The 21452-nt window shown below is 34.9% G+C and carries 25 protein-coding genes, 1 pseudogene and 1 riboswitch; of the genes and pseudogenes, 20 read left to right on the forward strand and 6 right to left on the reverse strand.

The genetic code is table 11. From position 1 onward, the window contains the following. Positions 1-40 precede the first annotated feature (40 nt). The 6 genes from J4P91_RS22655 to J4P91_RS22680 all read left to right on the forward strand — a co-directional run bounded on the left by J4P91_RS22655 (position 41) and on the right by J4P91_RS22680 (position 6607). Positions 41-757 (forward strand): ABC transporter ATP-binding protein, encoded by a 717-nt coding sequence (locus J4P91_RS22655; RefSeq protein ID WP_017153694.1) that lies wholly within the window; start codon positions 41-43, stop codon positions 755-757. Then, positions 747-2321: a putative ABC transporter permease subunit gene (locus tag J4P91_RS22660; protein ID WP_017153695.1), complete on the forward strand. Its 1575-nt coding sequence runs from the start codon at positions 747-749 to the stop codon at positions 2319-2321. Before J4P91_RS22655 ends, J4P91_RS22660 begins: the two co-directional genes overlap by 11 nt. A gap of 255 nt (positions 2322-2576) precedes the next feature. Beyond that, positions 2577-3347 (forward strand): ABC transporter ATP-binding protein, encoded by a 771-nt coding sequence (locus J4P91_RS22665; RefSeq protein ID WP_207995917.1) that lies wholly within the window; start codon positions 2577-2579, stop codon positions 3345-3347. Beyond that, a complete protein-coding gene (locus J4P91_RS22670; protein ID WP_207995918.1) occupies positions 3334-5283 on the forward strand; it encodes an ABC transporter permease in 1950 nt (649 codons plus the stop codon). Before J4P91_RS22665 ends, J4P91_RS22670 begins: the two co-directional genes overlap by 14 nt. Before the next feature lie 146 nt (positions 5284-5429). After that, on the forward strand, positions 5430-5996 hold the full coding sequence (locus J4P91_RS22675) for a class I SAM-dependent methyltransferase (protein WP_207995919.1): 567 nt from the start codon (positions 5430-5432) through the stop codon (positions 5994-5996). Further along, positions 5996-6607, forward strand: coding sequence for a DedA family protein (locus J4P91_RS22680; RefSeq protein WP_017153699.1), 612 nt, complete (start codon positions 5996-5998; stop codon positions 6605-6607). The genes J4P91_RS22675 and J4P91_RS22680 overlap by 1 nt, the downstream gene beginning before the upstream one ends. Before the next feature lie 220 nt (positions 6608-6827). Here J4P91_RS22680 and J4P91_RS22685 read toward each other — a convergent pair whose 3' ends face one another. The 3 genes from J4P91_RS22685 to hpt all read right to left on the reverse strand — a co-directional run bounded on the left by J4P91_RS22685 (position 6828) and on the right by hpt (position 8673). After that, positions 6828-7007: a cold-shock protein gene (locus tag J4P91_RS22685; protein ID WP_017153701.1), complete on the reverse strand. Its 180-nt coding sequence runs from the start codon at positions 7005-7007 to the stop codon at positions 6828-6830. Between the two features lie 149 nt (positions 7008-7156). Continuing rightward, complete coding sequence (locus J4P91_RS22690) at positions 7157-8059, reverse strand: diacylglycerol/lipid kinase family protein (RefSeq protein WP_207995920.1); 903 nt, start codon at positions 8057-8059, stop codon at positions 7157-7159. Between the two features lie 83 nt (positions 8060-8142). Then, positions 8143-8673 (reverse strand): hypoxanthine phosphoribosyltransferase, encoded by a 531-nt coding sequence (gene hpt, locus J4P91_RS22695; RefSeq protein WP_017153703.1) that lies wholly within the window; start codon positions 8671-8673, stop codon positions 8143-8145. 199 nt (positions 8674-8872) lie between these two features. Here hpt and J4P91_RS22700 point away from each other — a divergent pair, with 199 nt between their 5' ends. From J4P91_RS22700 to J4P91_RS22720, 6 genes and pseudogenes are all read left to right on the forward strand, one after another. After that, on the forward strand, positions 8873-9778 hold the full coding sequence (locus J4P91_RS22700; protein WP_017153704.1) for an ABC transporter permease subunit: 906 nt from the start codon (positions 8873-8875) through the stop codon (positions 9776-9778). After that, positions 9771-10670 (forward strand): ABC transporter permease subunit, encoded by a 900-nt coding sequence (locus tag J4P91_RS22705; RefSeq protein ID WP_017153705.1) that lies wholly within the window; start codon positions 9771-9773, stop codon positions 10668-10670. Before J4P91_RS22700 ends, J4P91_RS22705 begins: the two co-directional genes overlap by 8 nt. Positions 10671-11000: 330 nt before the next feature. Next, entirely contained in the window at positions 11001-11213 is a 213-nt protein-coding gene (locus J4P91_RS22710) for a hypothetical protein (RefSeq protein WP_207995921.1), read from the forward strand. A 185-nt stretch (positions 11214-11398) separates the two neighbouring features. Further along, positions 11399-11731 carry a hypothetical protein gene (locus J4P91_RS22715; protein ID WP_017153707.1) on the forward strand — a complete coding sequence of 111 codons (333 nt, stop codon included), beginning with the start codon at positions 11399-11401 and terminating at the stop codon, positions 11729-11731. A gap of 114 nt (positions 11732-11845) precedes the next feature. Beyond that, positions 11846-12009 (forward strand): annotated as a pseudogene (locus tag J4P91_RS29065) (class D sortase); the annotation flags it as partial. After that, the gene (locus J4P91_RS22720; protein WP_243763968.1) at positions 12005-12232 is read left to right on the forward strand and encodes a hypothetical protein; all 228 of its coding nucleotides are present in this window, start codon (positions 12005-12007) and stop codon (positions 12230-12232) included. The pseudogene J4P91_RS29065 and the gene J4P91_RS22720, both read left to right, overlap by 5 nt. Before the next feature lie 30 nt (positions 12233-12262). On the opposite strand, the gene thiT is transcribed toward J4P91_RS22720, so the two are convergent. Then, complete coding sequence (gene thiT / locus J4P91_RS22725; RefSeq protein WP_207995922.1) at positions 12263-12907, reverse strand: energy-coupled thiamine transporter ThiT; 645 nt, start codon at positions 12905-12907, stop codon at positions 12263-12265. A 93-nt stretch (positions 12908-13000) separates the two neighbouring features. After that, positions 13001-13102, reverse strand: a riboswitch (TPP riboswitch). A gap of 186 nt (positions 13103-13288) precedes the next feature. On the opposite strand from thiT, the gene J4P91_RS22730 reads away from it, so the two are divergent. The 3 genes from J4P91_RS22730 to J4P91_RS22740 are packed head-to-tail and all read left to right on the forward strand — an operon-like array spanning position 13289 to position 15685. Further along, positions 13289-13516: a FeoA family protein gene (locus J4P91_RS22730; protein ID WP_017153710.1), complete on the forward strand. Its 228-nt coding sequence runs from the start codon at positions 13289-13291 to the stop codon at positions 13514-13516. Continuing rightward, positions 13513-15501 (forward strand): ferrous iron transport protein B, encoded by a 1989-nt coding sequence (feoB, locus tag J4P91_RS22735; protein ID WP_207995923.1) that lies wholly within the window; start codon positions 13513-13515, stop codon positions 15499-15501. The genes J4P91_RS22730 and feoB overlap by 4 nt, the downstream gene beginning before the upstream one ends. Positions 15502-15517: 16 nt before the next feature. Continuing rightward, positions 15518-15685: a FeoB-associated Cys-rich membrane protein gene (locus J4P91_RS22740; RefSeq protein ID WP_207995924.1), complete on the forward strand. Its 168-nt coding sequence runs from the start codon at positions 15518-15520 to the stop codon at positions 15683-15685. Positions 15686-15722: 37 nt separating this feature from the next. Here the strand turns inward: J4P91_RS22740 and J4P91_RS22745 are convergent, their stop codons facing one another. Then, on the reverse strand, positions 15723-16301 hold the full coding sequence (locus J4P91_RS22745) for a lipoprotein BA_5634 family protein (protein WP_207995925.1): 579 nt from the start codon (positions 16299-16301) through the stop codon (positions 15723-15725). A 341-nt stretch (positions 16302-16642) separates the two neighbouring features. Here J4P91_RS22745 and J4P91_RS22750 point away from each other — a divergent pair, with 341 nt between their 5' ends. The 5 genes from J4P91_RS22750 to J4P91_RS22770 all read left to right on the forward strand — a co-directional run bounded on the left by J4P91_RS22750 (position 16643) and on the right by J4P91_RS22770 (position 19953). Continuing rightward, positions 16643-16981 (forward strand): hypothetical protein, encoded by a 339-nt coding sequence (locus J4P91_RS22750; RefSeq protein ID WP_207995926.1) that lies wholly within the window; start codon positions 16643-16645, stop codon positions 16979-16981. A gap of 281 nt (positions 16982-17262) precedes the next feature. Beyond that, on the forward strand, positions 17263-17928 hold the full coding sequence (locus J4P91_RS22755) for a PspA/IM30 family protein (RefSeq protein WP_207995927.1): 666 nt from the start codon (positions 17263-17265) through the stop codon (positions 17926-17928). 268 nt (positions 17929-18196) lie between these two features. Next, positions 18197-18601 carry a DUF350 domain-containing protein gene (locus J4P91_RS22760; protein ID WP_017153715.1) on the forward strand — a complete coding sequence of 135 codons (405 nt, stop codon included), beginning with the start codon at positions 18197-18199 and terminating at the stop codon, positions 18599-18601. A 21-nt stretch (positions 18602-18622) separates the two neighbouring features. After that, positions 18623-19129, forward strand: a complete 507-nt coding sequence (locus tag J4P91_RS22765; RefSeq protein ID WP_017153716.1) for a DUF4178 domain-containing protein — start codon at positions 18623-18625, stop codon at positions 19127-19129. A gap of 14 nt (positions 19130-19143) precedes the next feature. Further along, a complete protein-coding gene (locus J4P91_RS22770) occupies positions 19144-19953 on the forward strand; it encodes a DUF4247 domain-containing protein (protein ID WP_207995928.1) in 810 nt (269 codons plus the stop codon). A 76-nt stretch (positions 19954-20029) separates the two neighbouring features. On the opposite strand, the gene J4P91_RS22775 is transcribed toward J4P91_RS22770, so the two are convergent. Beyond that, positions 20030-21046, reverse strand: coding sequence for an alpha/beta hydrolase (locus J4P91_RS22775; protein ID WP_243763969.1), 1017 nt, complete (start codon positions 21044-21046; stop codon positions 20030-20032). Positions 21047-21452 lie beyond the last annotated feature (406 nt).

Here is a 21452-nt window from a genome sequence, read left to right on the forward strand (position 1 = left end):
ACCAATGCTATACGAGTCTAAATCATTTGGGGGAGAGCGTATGTTAGAAATCATAAATTTTAGCAAGACATACAAAGGTGGAAAAAAAGCAGTAGATCATTTGAATCTTACCGTTCAAGCAGGAGATATTTTTGGATTTATTGGACATAACGGCGCTGGGAAAAGTACGACGATTAAATCACTAGTAGGTGTTATTGATTTCGAGGAGGGTGAAATTTTTGTTGATGGACATTCAGTAAAAAAGAACCCGATTACGTGTAAGAAAGTAATGGCATATATTCCTGATAATCCAGATTTATATGAGCAATTAACAGGAATTCAATATTTGAATTTTGTTGCTGATGTTTTTGGGGTGTCTGCAAAAGACAGAGAAGAACGGATACAAAAATATGGAGATGCTTTTGAGATTACACCATATTTGGGAGATTTAATATCTTCCTATTCACATGGTATGAAACAAAAAGTAGCGATTATATCAGCAGTTGTGCATCATCCGAAATTATTAGTTTTAGATGAGCCTTTTGTTGGGCTTGATCCAAAGGCAGCCGTCGTACTTAAGAATATTATGAAGGAACTTTGCGAATCAGGCAGTGCGATTTTCTTTTCTACCCATGTATTAGATGTGGCAGAAAAGTTATGCAATAAGATAGCGATGATAAATAAAGGGAAACTAGCGATCTCAGGGGAAGTAAAGTCTTTAATAAAGGAACATTCATTAGAAGAGCTCTTTATGAAGGTGCTTGCTGATGAAGAATAATACGTTAGCTCTTTTAAAAATCCGTCTCATAACGCAGCTTGGTCTCAATACTTTTAAGTATGAAGAAGATAAGAAAAAGAAGCAGAATAAAATTTTAATTTCAGTATCAATTGCATTAGTGGCTGTTATGTTGATGTTGTATTGTGGAAGTTCGGCATATGGATTGATAAAACTTGGAATAGGACAGATCATTCCGGTTTATGCATTCGTTATTAGCAGTGTATTAGTTTTATTTTTCACTATGTTTAAGGCGAATGGTGAAATTTTTGCCTTTAAGGATTATGATTTTGTCATGTCTTTACCGATTTCTGTAAGTACGATTATTGCTAGTAGATTTTTGTATTTATATATACTAAATACGGTCTTTTCGATGATAATTATGCTACCAATGGGAACTGTTTATTGTATATATGAAAAGCCATCAGCTTCTTTCTACTTGATGTGGTTCATCACTCTGTTTACAGTCTCATTAATTCCAACAACAATTGCGGCAGTTTTTGGTGCATGTATTACGGCAATCGCCTCTAAATTTAGACATACGAATAAAATCACTACCATTTTAAGTTTTATCGCAATTATTATATTCGGCTTTTTTATGTTCAAACAGGGAAATACGAAATATAGTTTTACTGATTTAGAAGGGATTGGGGCAACTGTTTCAGAGGGATTAGCTAGAGTGTATCCATTAGCTAACATTTTTCAAAAAGCAATTGTTGATGCTAATATGGGAGCTTTTATCCTTTTTGTTGGCATATCAGTTATTTGGTATTATCTTTTTGTAAAAATACTCGCTCTTAAATATAAGCAAATCAATACAGGTATTTCTACGTACCATATGCTTTCAAATTACAAGATTGATAGTATGAAGAAAGAAAAAGTATTGATTGCATTATATAAAAAAGAACGAAAGCGCTTCTTTTCTTCTACAGTATATGTGATAAATATTGGTATGGGAGTTGTCATGGCAGTCATCTTCTCACTTGCAGTGGTTGTAGTAGGACCAAGCAAATTAATCGGGTATCCTGGAATCGAAACAATTTTACAAAAGGTTGCGCCATTTGTTATTTCAGCAATGATTTCGTTGACGTGTACAACATGCGTGTCATTGTCATTAGAGGGGAAAAACGTATGGATTATCAAATCATTGCCTCTTACACCTAAGATAATTTATGACAGTAAGATTCTCATGAACCTTTCGCTGAGCATACCTACATCAATTATTAGCGCGATACTTATGGTGATAGGTTTAAAGACGGATATTTGGACTTCTATATTAATCATAATAACTCCCATCACATATTCATTCTTTTCAGCAGTATGGGGGATTTTTATTAATAATCGATTTGCTTATTACGACTGGGTGTCAGAAACACAAGTGGTAAAACAGAGTATGGGCTCTGTTCTTGGTATGTTTGGGGGTATGATTATGGCTATCATCCCTGCCTTGTTAGTAGGTACTAGTGCGATATCAAACTATAGGGTGTTTACTTTTATAGTTGTTGCAATACTTTCTATTATTACAGTTATACTGTATAACAATGAAACGAAAAAAAGCATAAAGTGAAACGAAACACTCATCTATAAGATGGGTGTTTTTTAACCTTACAGAATTGTAATGTTCATGTAAGGAGAATGAATGGATGGTATGTTATCCGGGTGCTATAGTAACAAAGTAGTTATTTCACAAAGTTAAATTTAGTTTTCTTCTGCCAGGTGCCCTTACATAACTGTCATGTTTGTGTAAGAAACATCGATAGTGGCAAGAGTAGAAGTGAGATATAGTGAAAAATAGAGAATAGAAGAAGAGGGGGATATAGCGATGAAAACAGTATTAGAAGCGAAAGATATTAAAAAAGTATACGATACAGGTGGAAATAAATTTGAAGCGTTAAAAGGGATTAACTTACAAGTTCAAGAAGGTGAGTTCGTTGGAATTATGGGACCTTCTGGATCTGGTAAAACGACTCTTTTAAATGTTCTTTCTACGATTGATAATGCAACGAGCGGTGAGATTTTAATTGATGGGAAAGACATTGTGAAAATGAATGATGATAAATTGGCATTATTCCGCCGTGATCATTTAGGTTTCATTTTCCAAGATTATAACTTATTAGATACGCTAACGGTGAAAGAGAACATTGCATTGCCACTTGCGTTATCAAAAGTGAAAGCAAGTGAAATTGATCGTCGCGTTCTTGAGATTGCGAAGAAGTTCGGCATTGATCATATTTTAAGTCAATTCCCATACCAAGTATCTGGTGGACAAAAGCAGCGCTGCGCTGCATCACGTGCAATCGTTACAAATCCAAGTATGATTTTTGGGGACGAGCCAACAGGAGCTCTTGATTCAAAATCAGCAACAGATTTATTAGAAAGTATGAAATCATTAAATGAATATGATAATTCAACAATTTTAATGGTAACGCATGATGCATTTGCGGCAAGTTATTGTAAACGTGTTATCTTCATTAAAGATGGAGAGTTATATAAAGAATTGCACCGCGGGAAATTAACTCGTAAACAATTCTTCCAGCAAGTAGTAGACGTAATGTCCGCAATTTCCGGAGGTGCAATGGATGACGTTATCTAGTATTGCCCTCCGCAACATACAGCGGAACTTTAAGGATTACTTTTTATATTTTGCATCTATGATCTTTAGCATCGTCATTTATTTTACATTTAAGGCGCTAGAGTATAACTCACAGATGGAAAAAGCAGCGGAAGGTTCTAAAAAAATTAGTGGAGCCTTTCAAGTATCAAGTGTGATGCTTATTATTTTCGTAGCGGTATTTATTATATACTCTAATGGATTCTTTACACGTAAACGTAAAAAAGAAGTTGGACTATATTCACTACTTGGAATTCGTAAAAAGCAAATCGGTAAAATGTTATTTTATGAAAATATGCTAATGGGATTCATATCATTAGTAATCGGGATTGCAATCGGTAGTGTACTTTCAAAGTTATTCCTTGAGCTATTAGTAAGCATGATGGGACTAAACTTAAATGTTCACTTTGAAGTACCAATGGGAGCAATTATTGATACGGCAATAATATTCTTCGTGATTATATTGTATACATCACTTCAAGGATATCGTTTAATCTATCGCTTTAAATTAATTGAACTTTTCCGTGCAGAACGTGAAGGAGAAACGATGCCAAAAGGATCGATGATTATGGCACTAATTTCAGTCTTTTTAATCGGTTCTGGGTATTTTTTATCACTGACATTTATAAAAGCAATACAATATGCTAACTTTATGATGATTGCATTTTATATTCTACTTGCAACAGTACTTGGAACATATTTACTGTTTATGTTCTTTACAGTATTCGTATTAAAAAGAGCAAGAAATAAGAAGTCATCATTCTATAATGGAATGAATATGGTAACGACATCACAGTTATTGTATCGCATTAAAGGAAATGCAAAGTCACTCGCAACAATTGCAGTATTAAGTGCTGTTACATTAACAGCGGTTGGTACATCTGTAATGATGTATTATAACACATTTAAACAAACGAGAGATTATGCGCCGTACAGCTATTCTTACGAGAAAAAAGATGCTGCACTTGATAATAAAGTAAATGCGATTTTGGATGAAGAGAAGGGAAATCATCCTGTAACGAACCAATTTGAAATAGAAATGGTTCCTGTTAAAGGGAAGTTTGAAGGCGAAAAAGCAGATATGGGTATGAATACAAATTATTTAGTTACTGAGAAATATCAGCTTGTATCGCAATCAGCATTTAATAAAATGGCAAAGAACATGGATATAGATGCTGTAACTTTGGCAGCCAACGAGGCATTCGTATTTGATGGTATGTATATTGAAGGGCATGAATTTAGTACAGTATATAAAGGGAACAAAGCCGTATTCCCAATTGGAAATGAGACGAAAACATTAACGATTCAAGGTGCTGAAGGGCGTAATGTAACGAACTTAGGAGAATTATTCGTTGTTGTACCAGATGAAGTATATAACAATGCGAAGGCAGTCTCTGACACACGCATCGTTAAAAATATTGATGTGAAAGACGAGAAGAATAGTAAAGTACTGACAGAGAAATTAAAGAAAGTGATGCCAATTGGAGAATCAGAAGTTGCGCTACCTTTTAATGATTTCTACACTGGTTTCCACGGTATGCTGGAAGCGACAGGGCTAATGATGTTCATCGGCCTCTTCTTAGGTCTAGTTTTCTTACTAGCAACAGGTTCTATCATTTACTTCAAACAGTTAACAGAAGCAAATGCAGACCGTGATCGCTACGTAGTACTTCGCAAAGTCGGAGTTACAAAACAAGAAATGAAAAAGGCGATTGCAAAACAAGTAAGCTTTATCTTCGCGATTCCATTAGTAGTTGGAATTTGCCACAGCTTATTTGCATTAGAAGGTTTATCGACGTTAATGCCATATGAAATCTTAATCCCATTATTAATGAGTATTGGTGTGTATAGCGTCATTTATATTGGATATTACTTCTTAACAGTTCGTTCTTATTATAAGATTGTGAGCGCGAAGTAATGAAAGAGGCAGCTATTGTGATGAGCAATAGCTGCTTTTTTAATTTCTTCATAAAATCTTAAGAAATTTCCATGATATTTTTTAAAAAATGATAGTTATACTTAGGGCTATATTAAACAATACCGAATGAATGGGAGAGGTTAGAAATGCAACTTATTACATTCTTAACCGAATTTGTGAAGCATCCAAAGAATACTGGGGCAATTGTACCTAGTTCTAATAGATTAGCCAAAAAGATGGTAGGCGCGATTAATTTTGAAGAAGCAAAGTACATTTTAGAATTAGGACCTGGAACAGGATCATTCACGAGAGAGATTATAAAGAGAAAAAAAGAACATACAATATTTATCTTGATTGAAATTAATGAAGTTTTTTTCAAAAAGTTACAGAAGCAGTTTAAGGACGATCCAAGCGTTTTAGTTATACATGGATCAGCTGAAAACATAAAGAAATACATCAAGGAGTTACAAATAGAAAAGGTTGATTACGTCTTATCGGGGTTACCCTTTACGTCTTTGCCACGGGAAGTATCATCTCGCATTTTATCCAGCGTCATGGAGTCATTAAGTGAGGATGGTGAATTCATTACATTTCAATATTCACTTGCAAAGAAAGCATTTATCCACACCTTTTTTCAGGAAATTTCATTAAAAAAGGTTTGGCTAAATCTTCCTCCAGCGCATGTTCTTAGTTGTAGAAAGGCATGCACGTAATGGAATTACATGAATTGTTATCCTATATTGAGCAGTATGGTTATTGGGCTTTATTCTTTTGTTTATGGCTCGGGATTGTAGGTATGCCAGTTCCAGACGAAATGATTGTGATGAGTGGCGGGTTTGTATCATCGTTGGGCATACTAAGAGTAATTCCAGCCTTTTTATTAACTTATCTAGGCGTTGTGTCAGGCCTCTCTTTAGGGTATATACTTGGAAAGATATTTGGCGCTAAAGTACTTGATAAATTGATGAAAAAGAAAAAGGCGAAGTACCTTTTAAAATCAAAAGAAATGATTGGTAAATACGGACATTATGCATTAGTAACAAGCTATTTTATACCTGTCGTTAGACATATCGTTCCTTATTTAGTTGGTATGAATTGTATGTCTTTTAAAACGTATGCTTTGTATTCGTACACGACAGGATTTATGTGGACATTGCTTTATTTTATGCTTGGTTCTATGTTTGGTAAACATATCGAGACGATTGTAGAACTTGCGACGAAGTATGGTATATATTTTGGTGGCGTAGTTGTTGTTATATTGAGTATTTCTTATTTGCATCTGCGGAAGAAAGATTCGGGAGTAAATATAGGTAGAGAAACGTAAGATTAAAACAATAGGGAATAGATTTTAAATCTTGAAGTAATGAAAAAAAAGCTATTTTCGATTCACATTTAGGCAAGGTAGTTATAGCGGAGATAAGGAGAAAGAGGAACTTCTCTTTATTGTTTTAACCGAGAAGACCCCCTCCTCTAAACGAAGTGAAGGTGGGGGTAGTTCAATTGATTTCATAATTGAGGAATATAGAGGAAATGGAGCACGATCTCTATAGTTTTTGTAGTAGTCGTGTCCCGCTTTTCATATCACCTTTACATAAAGGACATTTTGGTTCTTCTTCTAAAGAAAAGTTTTTACGCATCCATCCATGGCAGCTTTCTGATTGGCATTCCCATACAGCGATTTCTTCTGGATCTTCGACAGGCTTATTATTTCTTTTCCAATACATATAATCACTCCTCTAAAGTGAAAAATTTTTCTAAAAAAATAAAAAGGTTGTTAACGTTTTTTGTTAACAACCTTTTATACTTTTAATTATAATCTTTATTTTATAAAAATGCGAACTTTATCATTTACCAAAGTATAACAAGGAATCTATTATACTAGTTCTGGATTATAAATCATTGTAAAATGTCCTGGCAATAATTCAATCTGACACGGTGTATGAAGGGAACTTTCTCCATCTGTATCCACTTCTTTTTTTCCTCGCGTTTCAATATGAATTGATTTTGCTTTGACGTGGAATATATCATTGTTATTTGTATCTTCAAATAGTTTTTTTCCAATGTAATCTTTAAATGCTTGGATGCCTGTTGACTTCACAACAAAGATATCAAGCGCCCCATCATCACACTTTACATTTGGAATGAAGGAAGGGATGCCACCAAGATATTCACCGTTTCCAACCATAACAAGGACAGCCTCATCTTCATATACTTCCTGATCATACGTAATTTTCACAGGGAAGGTTTCAGCATTTTTGACAGTGCGGATTGTACTTAAGTAGTAACCGATTTTCCCGAGTTTTGCTTTTTCATCAGCATCAATATTATTTGATACTTCTGAAACGAGTCCAATTCCCCAAAAGTTTAAGAAATGTTGTCCGTTTGCTTTAGCAATATCAATTGGCTTCGTGTGACCTTTTACAATTAGTTTTGCTGCTTCACCAATATTTTGCGGAACACCGAGTGTACGAGAGAAGTCATTGCACGTCCCACCTGGAATGATTGCAAGTGTTGGTCTAATTTCAAGAGGGGCTAAGCCATTTGTGCACTCAAAGACAGTTCCATCACCGCCAAAGACAACGATTAAATCGACTTCATTTGCAAATTGCTGACAATACTTTGTCGCATCACCCTGCTGTTTTGTATGAAGAATACGTAAATCAGAAAAAGCTGCAGCAAGCGGCGGAACGATTTTGGATAAGTTTGTATGTAAATCGCCTTGTCCCGCTTTAGGATTTATGATGAGAAGAACTTTTTCAAATTTGGTCTGTATCATTCTAATCTCTCCCTTTGCTTTTTACTAGTAGTGGATGATATGAATAAACTCCCATCAGAATTTGATGGAAGTTATATGTGGTTTTATTTCTCTGTTACAACCGAAGCGATGTATGGTAAGTTACGATATTTTTCTGCGCAATCAATACCATAGCCAACGATAAACTCATCTGGAATTTGGAAGCCTACGTATTCTGCTTTCAAGTCAACTTTACGACGCTCTGGTTTATCAAGTAATGTACAGAATTTTAAAGCTTTTGGCTTATGCATAAAGAAGTGGTCTTTTAAGAAGTGAAGTGTTAAGCCAGAATCGATAATATCTTCTACGACAATTACATTTTTACCAGTGATGTTTACATCGATATCTTTTAGTAATTTTACTTTTCCAGTTGTTTCAGTTTGGTTACCATAGCTAGATGCAGAGATAAAGTCGATTGTTACTTCATTTTTAATGTGACGAATTAAATCGGCAGCAAAGACGAAAGAACCTTTTAATACAGCGATAACAATGATTTCTTCTCCTTCAAAATCACGCTCGATTTGCAGTGCAAGTTCTTTTACTTTTGCTTGTAATACTTCTTCAGAGATTAAAGTATCTTTTATTTCAATTTTCATTATGATCCTCCTATGTTGTAAAACTTATGAACATTTCGACTGTAAAGGATTGAGAGGGAAAAGTCAAAAAGAAGAAATACATATTTAATGAAGGGCTATGTTAGGAAAGTAAGAATAAAATAAAGTGAAAGTGAAAGTGAAAGTTCGATTTGAAGTTTTCATGATCCGTTTATGCTAGAGAAATTGAGAGGAGAATGGAATGTTAAAAAATATAATCTCAATAATTCTTCAGTTATTTATCATGATTATGCTATTTGTAGTGATTGTAAGTCTTCCGATGTTATTTATAGATGGAAAGAAAATTGGGATACATATAGAGCATTTTTTTACACAATGTATACATGTTATCTCTGCGTTGATACACCCAGAAGAATTAAAGCTGAAAATGGCTACACAAGTAGCGACTGTTTCAAACAATGTGCAAATATTTAAGATGCAAGAAAGAGAATTTCCTTTGTTTCCGCTTATATTTAAGCCATATGCATATTCACTCGTGCTTATATTTGGAGCGCTCATAGTTTCTATTTGTTCGTCTTTTTTATGTAGTATCATTACGGCGATTTTACCGCGGCGTGTACAGAGAGTGATAGAAGAAGTTGTATTTTTTCTTAAAATAATTCCAGATATCTTCCTGATTTTTTTTCTTCAACTTTTAATGGTAAGTATATATAGGTATACCGGGGTTTTACCATTACATCCATTTTCTACAATGCACAATTCATCTGTTGTATTACCAATTCTCATTTTAGCTATTATACCTACAATCTCTTTATTTCAATTCCAAATGCTACTTATAGGTGAGGAACAGAAAAAAGATTATGTTATGTTTGTGAAAGCGAAAGGTTTTAGTAGTCTGTATATTTTATGTAAGCATATTGTTAGTAATATCGTAGCTTCAGTTGTGAATCATATTGAATCCATATTACTAGCATTAATAACAAGCTTATTCGTTTTTGAATACATGTTTCATATAAAAGGTTTGTTTTCAATTTTGATTAGTGGTCAAGAGCCAGCGGTTATCGTTTATTTGTTACTGTTATTTATAGTTCCTATGTATGGAGTAATAGTAGGATTGAATTGGTTAAGGAGGAAGTTGTATGCGTAACCAGCGTTATAAGTACTTCTTATTCCCGATTATTTTATTATTAATAATGAGTATTGCACTCCCATATTTTCAGAAGGAGCCTAAGGCAGTGGAATATCGATACAATGAAAAGGGAGAAATCGTTGAAGCGGCCCCTTTTTCAAACTCCCGTACACATTGGTTTGGGACGGATCGAGAAGGAGAAGATTTATTTTATAAAATAATAGATGGAGCTAAGTATACAATTTTAATTGCATTTTGTGTGGCACTTGCTAGAGTAACCCTTTCTTTATTGATGAGCTTGTTCATTCGTAATGATAAGTGGGGATTTTCTTTCTTACAACGTGTTACTGTTAGTTTGCAATTTTTTCCGCAAACTTTATTTTGTATTTTATTTCTTACACCATTTATCATTTATGAGCTACGAACGAAACCTATTGTCACAAATATAGAAGTACTATGTATACAATTTCTTGTATTCGTTTTTGTAGCAGTGCCAGGCATGACACGATTTTTTCATAAAGAAGTTCAGCAACTTTGGAACAAAGAATATGTAAAGAGTTCTTTTCTATTAGGAGGAAGCAGATGGCACGTGTTTCGAACTCATATTATGAAAGTATTGAAACCACAAATTATATTTCAAATTGGAGAGCAGATGGTCCAAGTATTATTAATTATGTTACATCTTGCCCTTTTTAAATTATTTTTAGGGGGAACGAAAATTGTTTCCGGGCAAGCTCATGATCAATTTAGTAGATATTTTCCATACTTAAATGACTGGGCAAATGTAATTAGTTATTACTATGGAGAATTAATGCTAGAGCCAAGAATTATTATGATTCCAGTTGTTTTTTATATGATTCTTTTATTTTGTATGTCGAAAGTAGTGAACGGGTATAAACATAATATATAAATACAAATTAAAAAAATGAAATAAAATCTTTCTTTTTAGGTGGGAGAGAGCATCCGGCCATGCATAGAAGCGGTCAGATCCTCTCCCTGCCCCATGCCAAGTGAGAATAAAAGGAGAGAACGAGTATAGAGTATTATTTTTCGTCTAGCATATTTAGATAGTAGAGGTTTTGTTATATAAAAGGGAGTGAATAAAGAAGAGTCTGATTTGTTTCAGAGGCCGTTTTTGTTTTCAAAAAGGAAAGTCTTTTTACAAAAATACCCACCAAAAGATCTGATGATATGATATAATAGTCATATCGAGAAAACGCTTCCATGAAGGGTGATAATCATGAAAAAGAAACAGTACACAAGTATTACATTTATAAAAGCGCTGCTATTAACAATCGTTCTTGGTATGTTGTCTTATATAATTGATATTCCAGTTATTCGAGTTTCACTTATTGGAATGACGTTAGTCCTTGGTGCTATCTCTCATGGAATGTTGTTGCAGTTGTATGAAACGGGATTAGACGATATGAAAGAATATATAGATAAGAAATGACTTAAAACCTTCATTTATAAAATGAAGGTTTTTTCGTTCCTTACAAAAATGTAAGGTGAATTGTAAGACAAATCGATAGTTGAATGCTAGTGTTTTGGATAAACTTATATATGTAAGGTAAAAGGCAAGCACATTTTAGGTAAAGTAAGCTTTAGGCACTATATGTGAAAAAGGAGTAGAAGGGAATGGAGAGACGTTGGGCAACCATTGCTTTATTATCGGCTACTAACACAGTTACGTTAGCTGGAGATATGAGTTTTTCGTATTTGTTTGATCGAGAACAAGATCATTCTTCTTCTAAGTTTACAATGAAATGGTGTAAATGGAGCGAAAGTTGTAAGTTTAAAGAAGAGACCCCTAATGAAGAGCGAAGAGTCATTTTTACAAACCCTATAAAGTCATGGGTTGTTCAACGTCGTAAGTGTAACGTCACTAATCACTTAAAGAAAACTGAGTCGAGACAAATAGTTATTGCTTCGGACTCTCCTACTCTGAAATCACAAGAAAGTAACATGTAGATACTGAGACACTAAAAAAAGCATTGTAGAGGGAATCTACAATGTTTTTTTTATCCCGTAAATAGAGAGGTGTGTATAGGGAATTTTGCTTTCTTGAAGATAATTGGCATTCTTATGGGGGCTTATTATTCCTTTGAATGGTATAAGGGGAAAGTTCCGCGCAAGATTTAACAATAGAAGAGATAGAGCATTTTGAGAAGATAGAATCAAAAGGGAGTTTGACTGAAACAACTGCGAATTCTCAAGAACCTTCTTCTCAAATGCCATATAAAGATGGAAGAGTTTGAATATCCATCCATTGGGATTTTGATTAGTGAATCTTCAACAGCTGGCCACGATGCGGTTATGTTAGATTATAGTAGGTGTGGAAAGAATGGAGAACCGAGAGTTATTCATGTCAATGTAGAGAATTATCAAGATCCTATCATTACTGTCTTGACGGAAAATTTTCAGTTCTTTCTAGATGGATTACGTTCTTATAGACATTTTGATAAAGATTAAATCCTAATTTATACAAAATAAGAGCGCCATTTAGGCGCTCTTATTTTTTGAATTCATATTATATGCACCAACGCTTTTGAATAAGCGTGGTGAAGTTGTAAATAAAAGAAGTAGTAACACTGTACATAATGCGAAAGAAGCAAGCATTGTACTACCGTTCACGATTAATGAATATAGGACTGCAGATTGACCTTTCGGCGCATATTGTCCCCAGAAAATAATACCCGCGATAAAGTGGCAGAAATAACGTGCAAAGCTACCAACAAATGTAGCAAGGATAATATAAACAAAAACTTTTTTTCCTTGATTGCCTTTGGATGAAAGCTTATCTTTGCGACTGCCAAGACTAGATGTTGCAAGTGCCTTTTGAATGGGACGATAGAATAAACCTGCAAAGCCGACAAAAGCAAATGCAATGAAGTACTCGATAAACGCTTGCACAGGCGTTAAAATATATGCATCGCCGACTACAATTTGTAGTAGTCCCCAAATTAGCCCTCCTAAGAAAGCCGTTTTAAATCCCCAGCGGTAAGCGATAATAAAAATAGGAATCATAGCAAATGAGATAGAACCGCCTGTTGGAAGTTTAATCGATAGTGGTAAAATGTCGATGATTAAGGCAAAGGCTGCAAGGATTGCAGATTCAATCATCGCTTGTAAATTGGTGTTACGCATGTTGTCATTCCCCCTAAATCCAAGTTGCACAAAAAAGAATGATTACCAAAGGGAGATATGAAATACGTAAGTAGAAAATAATGAGGTATATGTATTTCGACGTTCGCACAATTCCTACGTTAGCATTAACTAACAGGTTCTAAGGGTCGGAACGAAGTGTTCCCTCTCAGCAACGAGGCTCCCCCTGTGATAACGAGATTCTTTATTTGTTAAGTTCATTGTAAGCGAAATGGATGAGAATGACAAATGGATGTGTGTATTTACATACAATTGTCTCAAAAAGTTAATAAATAGGTAGGAAAGAGCTATAGTACCAGATAAAAAGAATATGATATAATTTTTTCTGAAAATAATTATCATTCTCTTTTGAGGAGGGAGATTATGAGTTTAGTTGAGATAAGTATAGGTCAAAAAGTACGAGTGAAAAATTTACAGGCACTGGATCAATTATTGAAAAGACGTCTATCTGCATTTGGCCTATCAGAAGGATGCGAGCTTCGTATAAAACAAAAAGCAATGTTCAATGGCCCATGTACATTAGAGTGCCGTGGACAGTTAATTAGTATTCGTCATTGTGACGCGAAAATGATAAAGGTGGAATTAGCGTGAATAAGGTTGCATTGCTAGGGAATCCAAATACAGGGAAAACATCATTGTTTAATGCGCTAACTGGTTCCTATGAATATGTAGGGAACTGGAGCGGAGTAACGGTAGAGAAGAAAGTTGGTAAGTTAAAAGATAAGCAAGGAACGCTAATTGATTTGCCAGGTGTATATGATTTAAATCCTGTTTCTCGTGATGAAGGTGTCGTTACAAAGTTTCTATTAACAGAAGAATTTCAGCATATGTTAAATATTGTGGATTCTTCTCAATTTGAGCGCAATATGCATTTAACGTTGCAGTTATTAGAATTTGGTAAACCAGTTTCTATCGGTTTAAATATGATTGATGTTGCGAAGCAGCGTGGAATCGTTATCAACGTAGAAAGATTATCAGAAATATTAGGAGTAACAGTCGTTCCTGTTGTTGCGAGAAGTGGGAAAGGCTGTGAAGAGTTACTTGCTGCTCTTCATGAGAGTGAGAAGAAGAGGGAAAAACCTTTCATTCTTTCTTATGGAAAACAAGTAGATGCAGGAATTACAGATCTTATGGATCTTCTAACTAGGGAGAATTATGAACATCCAAGATGGCTTGTACTTCAATTTTTAAGTAACAATGAAGTAGTAGAGCAAGAAGTAAAGAAATTGCCTGTTTATGAAAAGCTTATAGCGATTCGATCAGCATTAGAGGCAGAACTTGATGTAACGCTGGAACAACATATTTATAGGACACGTGCAGCGTATATTGAAAAGTTAAAAACAAATGTCATTCATCATGAAAAGGAAGGAAAGATTCCTTTTTCAGAAAAAATCGATCAGTTAATTACACATAAAATATTGGGACTTCCAATCTTTTTAGCAGTTATGTTTTTTATTTTTCAGGTTACGTTTACGTGGATTGGGACGCCTTTATCAGATATGCTTGATGAATTTCTTGGTGGACAGTTTACGGATTGGGTTACAGCGGGACTCGTAAATATTGGGGCTTCTGAGTTTATTCAGGCTCTTATTACGGAAGGGATTATTGCTGGTGTCGGAGCTGTATTAGTATTCGTTCCGCAAATTTTTGCGTTGTTCTTCTTTATTTCATTATTAGAAGACTCAGGATATATGGCACGAATTGCGGTTGTTATGGACCGTATTATGGAGTTCTTTGGCTTAAACGGGAAGGCGTTTATTCCAATGATTATCGGTTTCGGTTGTAACGTTCCAGGCATTATGGCAGCGAGAACGATTGAGCAAGAGAAGGAGAGATTACTGACAGTATTAGTAACGCCATTTATGTCTTGTTCAGCACGTTTACCTGTATATGCATTATTTGCGGGAGTCTTTTTCCCACATAGTCAGGCAACTGTTGTGTTCTCTTTATACATTGCCGGTATTGTACTTGCACTATTAGTTACAAAGGTAATGTCTCTTACAGTGTTAAAAGAAGAAAAGTCTATTTTTGTGATTGAGCTTCCGCCTTATCGTGTACCACAAGCAAAAACATTGTGGCTGAGTACGTGGGAAAAAGGAAAAGGTTTCGTACGTAAAGCTGGTACATTTATCTTTGGTGGTTCGGTGGTGATTTGGTTATTAAATTATGCGGGTCCATCTGGATTTGGCGTTGATATGGGAGAAAGTTTCTTAGCGATGATTGGTGGCTTTATTGCGCCAGTTTTAGCACCGCTCGGTTTTGGAACATGGCAAGCAGCAGCGTCATTATTAACAGGATTTTTAGCGAAAGAAGTTGTTGTTTCAACAATGGCCATTATTTATGCGGTGAAAGAAGATGTATTAGGAAATGTAATGGGAGCGCACTATACTGCATTATCAGCATATGCGTTCATGTTCTTTATTTTATTATACGTCCCATGTTTAGCGACAGTAGCTGTGATTCGCCGTGAAACAGGGTCTGTAAAATGGACAATTTTCTCTGTGGTGTATCCACTTATTATTGCTTATGTATTAACGCTCGTTATATACCAAGTCGGATCCATGCTTGGATTCTAGAAGGAGATGTATCATAATGATGGTCAATATTGTAATTGGAGCTATCATTTTTGGTTATGCAGGATATACATTATTCAATTTTGTGAAGAGAAGTAAAAAAGGAAAATGTGCAGCATGTTCGCTAAATAAGTCATGTCAGTCAAATAGTTGTAGTCTTGATAGAGAGCATGTCGTTAATAAGTAGTGAAAAAAGCTTTGCGAATTTCGCAAAGCTTTTTTTATTACTTTTTAATTTTCACAAGTTGTACTGTTTCTGTTTCTTTAGTAGTATCTTGGATTTTATCTTTAGGATCCTTATCAAATTTCAGTACACCTACAGATTTCTCTTCGCCATTTACTTTTTCATATGCAGCATCATCTACGATTGCAAACATATCTGCATAAGAACGACCATCACCGATAATTGTGTTACCTTCGTATTTTAATTTTGCTCCATCAATTGTAGCATTCTCTACTTTTTCTTTCGCAAATAATACACCTTGATCCGCTGTCACAGCTGGTAATTTATCAATTGCTTTTGTGTTATCTTTTTCTACTTTTTTAAGTAGCTCTTTTTTCACTAGTTCTTCACCAGTCTTCTTATCCATTACAAGTACTTTTTTACTTTCTAATGTGGCAAGTTTCATCTTATATGTGTCTTTTTCTTTTATATCAGATTTGTTTTTATCGATTACTTGGTTAACTTGTTGTTCACTTCCATAAGTAACCATACCGTTTGCTTTCTCTCCTAATAAAGAACAACCTGATAATGCTCCTAATGAAATTGCTGCTGCTAACCCGATTCCTACTAATTTTTTCATTTTTCTTGTCTCCTTTTTATATGCTTTATAGTAAATACAAATGTATTGTTTTTTAAATTTAGAGAAGCAAAAGTATGTCTTGTTTAACCTCGCTTCTAATTTCATTTTATAAGAATAACGTTTTGGTAACTATCGAGTTAGCTTACAGTAACATTACAATCATGTAAGTTAATGAAAAGAGTTAAAAGTGTGATAAAAAGAGGTGGATTTGAAATTACAAACAAAAAGGGGAAGGTTTTTCAGTCTATTTAAAGATGATGATGTAATTTATCTAGAGGATATTCCGAACATAGCATACATATATGTATGCTATAAGTGATTATTCGAGGAGGGATTTTTGGATGAGAAAAGCGATTCTAACAGTAACTATCGCTATTATGATCATTGGAATGATCCATATTGTGGTGACGCCGATAACTTACCAGTCCTATACGATTGATGCTCTTTGGTTTGCAAGTGCTGGTTTCACACTTATCTTTCTTGCTTTTTTAAATTATGTTCTTATTAGCATTAGGGAAAAGCAGAGAAAAATTTTTGTTGTTTGCCATATAGCGAACACTCTATGTACTATTTTTGTTGCGTTGCTCCTTACAGTTGCATTTGCTCCTCATATAATTTTCTTGTTTGTTTTATTAGTTGCTGAAACATTGCTTATTATTAGATTTCAGTTCTCTACATAATTACTATTTTGTTTAATCATGTAGATAGAAAATAAGTGGAATTTTATTTTGAACAAATATACAAAAGTTTACTTTCATTTTTTTGAGATAATTTTAATAGAAGGAAATGTTGAGAAGGAAATGTCATATTATAACTTGTGTATTTGGTAAACAGCATGTAAGTACATCTTCGTTTTGATATAATAAATATGTAGGATTTGGTAATGAACATTATTCTTGTAAAGAAAAGTTTTTACGGGAAGTAAATTTGAAATATGAGGTAATGTATAGGAGGAATTTGAATGTCTGTTTTTAAACGATTAAGAGACTTAACAATGTCAAATGTGTATGCACTAATTGAAAAAGCTGAAGATCCAGTTAAGATGACAGATCAATATTTACGCGATATGCAAGCGGATGTACAAGAAGCTGAGAAAAGCGTAGCGGCTCAAATTGCACTTGAGAAAAAGTTTAAATTATTGTTTGAAGAGCAAGAAGCACTTGTAAAGAAACGTGAAGAACAAGCGCATATGGCTGTTCAAGCAAACAATATCGATCTTGCGCGCCGTGCTTTAGAAGAAAAGCAAAATGCAGAGCAAAAGATGAATGAATATAAAGCAAGCTACGAGCAAAATAAAGCAGCTGCTGATAACTTACGTGCGAAGTTAGAAGAAATGCGTAAGCAATTAACAGAACTAAAAAATAAACGTGAAACACTTGTAGCACGTGTAAATGCTGCGAAAGCACAAAAGAGTATTAATCAAGCAATGTCTGGATTCGATGCCAATACTGCAAAGGCAGGCTTAAGCCGTATGGAAGAAAAAGCTCTTCAATTAGAAGCTGAAGCAGAGGCGAGTGGTGAAATCTACAAGAAAGAAAAATCGCTAGATGAAGAGTTTGCAGCTCTAAATAAAAATAGTGCTGTAGATGATGAATTGGCTCGTATTATGAAGCAGTACGAGAAATAATATATAAATTAAAAACTGACATACACCCCCTTTCTTTTTTGGGAGGGGGGAGAGAGCATCCGCTCATGCATAGGAGCGGTCAGTGCCTTTTTTGACCCCATGCCACGTGAAAACAAAAGGAGGAAACGAGTGTAGAACTGTTTTTGTTTTCATAGCCGCGGTTTATAGGCCAGCAAATCAAAATAGATATATAGAAGATAAAGGAACCCGACATGTCATGAAACTCAATCATGTCGGTTTTCTATTATTCTCTAGAGGAGGTTTTACCATGACATGGATGAATGTGTTAGCCATGCTTGTATGGACAGGAGCAAGTGCTGTTCTTTTATTTGCACTTATGTGGATTGATTCTATTTTTACAAAATACAACGATTTAGCAGAAATAAAACAAGGAAATATGGCGGTTACAACACGCTTTATTATGAAGTTATTTGCACAAGGGTATATTTTGTCACAATCGATTACGAAGGCAAATGACTTATGGCAGGCACTCCTTGCGTCAGCGGTTTCATTCGTTATTTTATTAGTCGTAGAAATGTTTATTGAACTCATCTTGAAAAAAGTAGTCGGTTTAGATTTAGAAGAGGGAACGAAGCAAGGGCATGTCGCACATGCTTTATTAGCTGGTTCGTTACATATTGTTGGGGCCCTCATTTTAGCAGCGTGTCTATAACGAGAAAAGGAGGGGTAATTCGTGAGTTTATTTAAACGTATTAAAAATATAATGAAAAGTCCAGAGCCCGTTCAACCAGAAAAAAGTCTATTAACGTTAGCGCCTGGCGATATGATTGAAGTTTCATTAGTGATGTATGAATTGATCGGAAAAACAAGCATGCATTCTCGTAATGAAATTGTTTTAACATTACAAGATGGGAAAACAATTCGCTATTTAAAAATCGAAAATCGTGAAAAAACTTATTATAAATTGTATACACCAATTGATGGGCGGCTAGATTCTATAGATGAGATTCCAACGACGATTGAAATGGATGATATCGAATATCATATGGAAGAGCAATATAACGGACGTGTTGTTGCGATGGGAAAAACACCGTTTGCCGTTTCTGATGAACAATATGTGTGGGAGTTCCAATCTGATAATCGAAAGCTACTTCGCATTGAGTGGCAAGATGGCCGTACAATGATGTATGAGGGAGAATCGATTCTTTCTGCTGACGTACAAATTATAAGGGCAACGTAAGGGGGGAGGTAATCATGTCAAACCGATTGTTTACCATGATTAAATCGTTCGTAATCCCTATACTTGCCATCGTTACATTACTTGTAATTGCTGGTTATGCCTTATCGGGGTGTCAAAGTGAAAAGTCGATTCAAGATCGGTACCCACTAGAATCCGTCGCAAAAGATGGTAAGCAAGAATCGTACGTATATAGGGCTGCCAATCGGTCAGTTCCCGAAGTTGCAAAGGAACTGATTGATGAGAAAGAGCCGAAGCAAGCATCTAAAGAAGATGAAAATCAGATGTTCCTTGTCTATTCTGATAAGTTATATAATCTTCAGAAGGATAAAGAAAAACCATCTGATACATTAGTTGAAATTAGTAATAAAGAATATGTTCGTCAAAATTATCAACCATCTTTTTTACAAAGCTATATTATGGCGAGTATATTAAACGATATATTTGATTCACGAAAATCGTATCATGGCGATTATCGCGGATATACGGACAGACAAAATCATAAACCAGTTATTCCAGAAAGACCACCTACAAAAGAAGAGAAGAAAACACCACCGCCTATTACAAAACAAGGTAAAGGCTCTATTATTAAAAGAAGTGATAAAATTGACCCAAAAACATCTGTAGGTGATAAAGGAAGTATTACGGAAAAAGGAAGTAAAACCGTTCCACCATCGACAGAGAAAAAAGGGAAAATTACGAAGTCACCAGGTGGTTCTAGTGGATCTGATGTAAAACCGAAATCATCGATTAAAAGCCCGCCTAGGAATACATCACCCCCTAAAACAAGGGTTGGTGGTTCAGGAAAAATTACGAAGAGAAGATAGAGAAAAGCCCAAGGAGCAGAGTAGATGCTTCTTGGGCTTTTTTGTGAGCGATATGATATATAAGTAACAAATATAATTATTTATGCTTATTGAGGAATTCGATGGTTTTTCCGAGCGTTTTTTCAGCATGTGGTGAAGTGAAATCAAATTGATATTCATGACCTAATTCGGATTTTGTTCCATCAAATAAAACACTTTCAACTTCCACTCCATTCTTTTTGAGTGCAGCTATGAGATCAGCTGAATGAGGTGCAAGAGGATCGGCATCTCCAACTGTCAAAAAGACGGGCGGATAATTAGGTGTTACCTGTTTAACTGTAGACAATTCAGAAAGTCTAGGGAAAGATGCTAGATTTTTTTCTCCAGTATATGACCAAAACATTGTATGAACCATCCACTTTCCGATTGCTGATGATTCAGGATTATTTAACCTATCCATGCTATAAGGCCCGCAAAACAAAAGAAGACCTTTTATCTGTTTATTATCAATAGAAGGATGAATATCCATAGTTTTTGCTAGTTTTTCATTGGACATAAGTGCAGCGATTTGACTAGCGATTTGAGCACCCGCGGAATCGCCTCCTATGAATAATCTATTCATATCGCCACCGTATTCTGCAATATTGTTCTGAAGATATTTCAGTGCCTGATTTGCTTGAAGAACTGGTCCTGGATATTTTTGCCGCGGTGCAATTGCATAGTTTATATTTGCAACTACATAACCTTCATTAGCTAATGCCATTCCATATTCTTGTGTCTGTTCTTTACTACCAGATAAAAAGCCGCCGCCATGTATCCACATAATAACAGGGAGCTTCTCATTCAAATTTTTTGGAGAGTAAATATCTAAAATGCTATTATCAAGTCCATCTTTGTCATAAACAATATCTTTTTTTACAACAACTTGTTGTTTTATCGTTTCCATGTTTTTAGGTGATGCGAAAGGCTTTGCCTCGAAAAGTTTCTTCATTACTGCTGCTCTAATTGCAGGTGTAAACTGATTCATTATAGATATAGCTAATGTAGGAATGCCAATGACCGAAATAGGAATTATCCATCGCTTTTTTTTATAGAATTTTTTCTTTGGTATCATTTGAATCAGCCTTTCTTAAGATTTATTGCAGTTCTGTATATCTGCATTTTACCATTTGTTGATGTTTCGTTGTTATTATGTATCCTGCTATTTATGATTCATACTCCTACTTTACAATTCAGTGAAAGCAAAGAAGTTAGATGGGGAATCAAGGAACCCCACTGATTAAAGTTTCACTTTATACCATTATACCTTCATTTCTTGTATATTCCCTTTCAATTTCAAGATCTAGTAACCAGGCTTTATAAGTATGTGGAATGGATTAAGCATGGTGGAAAGTGGGGAAGAGTATAAGAGATTATGTAGTAATAAAGTCCCTATCTTAAAAGAATAAAGTGAACCCCATTAATGGGACATGAAAAAAACACCTCCTTAATTCGCATACTAAATGCGAATTAAATGGAGG

It is taken from the genome of Bacillus sp. XF8, from assembly GCF_017498755.1.
Taxonomy (GTDB): domain Bacteria; phylum Bacillota; class Bacilli; order Bacillales; family Bacillaceae_G; genus Bacillus_A; species Bacillus_A bingmayongensis.

Excerpts from the sequence above, each read along its gene's own strand:
- J4P91_RS22655 (WP_017153694.1), top strand. The coding sequence starts at position 41 with ATGTTAGAAATCATAAATTTTAGCAAGACATACAAAGGTGGAAAAAAA.
- J4P91_RS22660 (WP_017153695.1), top strand. The coding sequence starts at position 747 with ATGAAGAATAATACGTTAGCTCTTTTAAAAATCCGTCTCATAACGCAG.
- J4P91_RS22665 (WP_207995917.1), top strand. The coding sequence starts at position 2,577 with ATGAAAACAGTATTAGAAGCGAAAGATATTAAAAAAGTATACGATACA.
- J4P91_RS22670 (WP_207995918.1), top strand. The coding sequence starts at position 3,334 with ATGACGTTATCTAGTATTGCCCTCCGCAACATACAGCGGAACTTTAAG.
- J4P91_RS22675 (WP_207995919.1), top strand. The coding sequence starts at position 5,430 with ATGCAACTTATTACATTCTTAACCGAATTTGTGAAGCATCCAAAGAAT.
- J4P91_RS22680 (WP_017153699.1), top strand. The coding sequence starts at position 5,996 with ATGGAATTACATGAATTGTTATCCTATATTGAGCAGTATGGTTATTGG.
- J4P91_RS22685 (WP_017153701.1), bottom strand. The coding sequence starts at position 7,007 with ATGTATTGGAAAAGAAATAATAAGCCTGTCGAAGATCCAGAAGAAATC.
- J4P91_RS22690 (WP_207995920.1), bottom strand. The coding sequence starts at position 8,059 with ATGATACAGACCAAATTTGAAAAAGTTCTTCTCATCATAAATCCTAAA.
- hpt (WP_017153703.1), bottom strand. The coding sequence starts at position 8,673 with ATGAAAATTGAAATAAAAGATACTTTAATCTCTGAAGAAGTATTACAA.
- J4P91_RS22700 (WP_017153704.1), top strand. The coding sequence starts at position 8,873 with ATGTTAAAAAATATAATCTCAATAATTCTTCAGTTATTTATCATGATT.
- J4P91_RS22705 (WP_017153705.1), top strand. The coding sequence starts at position 9,771 with ATGCGTAACCAGCGTTATAAGTACTTCTTATTCCCGATTATTTTATTA.
- J4P91_RS22710 (WP_207995921.1), top strand. The coding sequence starts at position 11,001 with ATGAAAAAGAAACAGTACACAAGTATTACATTTATAAAAGCGCTGCTA.
- J4P91_RS22715 (WP_017153707.1), top strand. The coding sequence starts at position 11,399 with ATGGAGAGACGTTGGGCAACCATTGCTTTATTATCGGCTACTAACACA.
- J4P91_RS22720 (WP_243763968.1), top strand. The coding sequence starts at position 12,005 with ATGGAAGAGTTTGAATATCCATCCATTGGGATTTTGATTAGTGAATCT.
- thiT (WP_207995922.1), bottom strand. The coding sequence starts at position 12,907 with ATGCGTAACACCAATTTACAAGCGATGATTGAATCTGCAATCCTTGCA.
- J4P91_RS22730 (WP_017153710.1), top strand. The coding sequence starts at position 13,289 with ATGAGTTTAGTTGAGATAAGTATAGGTCAAAAAGTACGAGTGAAAAAT.
- J4P91_RS22740 (WP_207995924.1), top strand. The coding sequence starts at position 15,518 with ATGATGGTCAATATTGTAATTGGAGCTATCATTTTTGGTTATGCAGGA.
- J4P91_RS22745 (WP_207995925.1), bottom strand. The coding sequence starts at position 16,301 with ATGAAAAAATTAGTAGGAATCGGGTTAGCAGCAGCAATTTCATTAGGA.
- J4P91_RS22750 (WP_207995926.1), top strand. The coding sequence starts at position 16,643 with ATGAGAAAAGCGATTCTAACAGTAACTATCGCTATTATGATCATTGGA.
- J4P91_RS22755 (WP_207995927.1), top strand. The coding sequence starts at position 17,263 with ATGTCTGTTTTTAAACGATTAAGAGACTTAACAATGTCAAATGTGTAT.
- J4P91_RS22760 (WP_017153715.1), top strand. The coding sequence starts at position 18,197 with ATGACATGGATGAATGTGTTAGCCATGCTTGTATGGACAGGAGCAAGT.
- J4P91_RS22770 (WP_207995928.1), top strand. The coding sequence starts at position 19,144 with ATGTCAAACCGATTGTTTACCATGATTAAATCGTTCGTAATCCCTATA.
- J4P91_RS22775 (WP_243763969.1), bottom strand. The coding sequence starts at position 21,046 with ATGATACCAAAGAAAAAATTCTATAAAAAAAAGCGATGGATAATTCCT.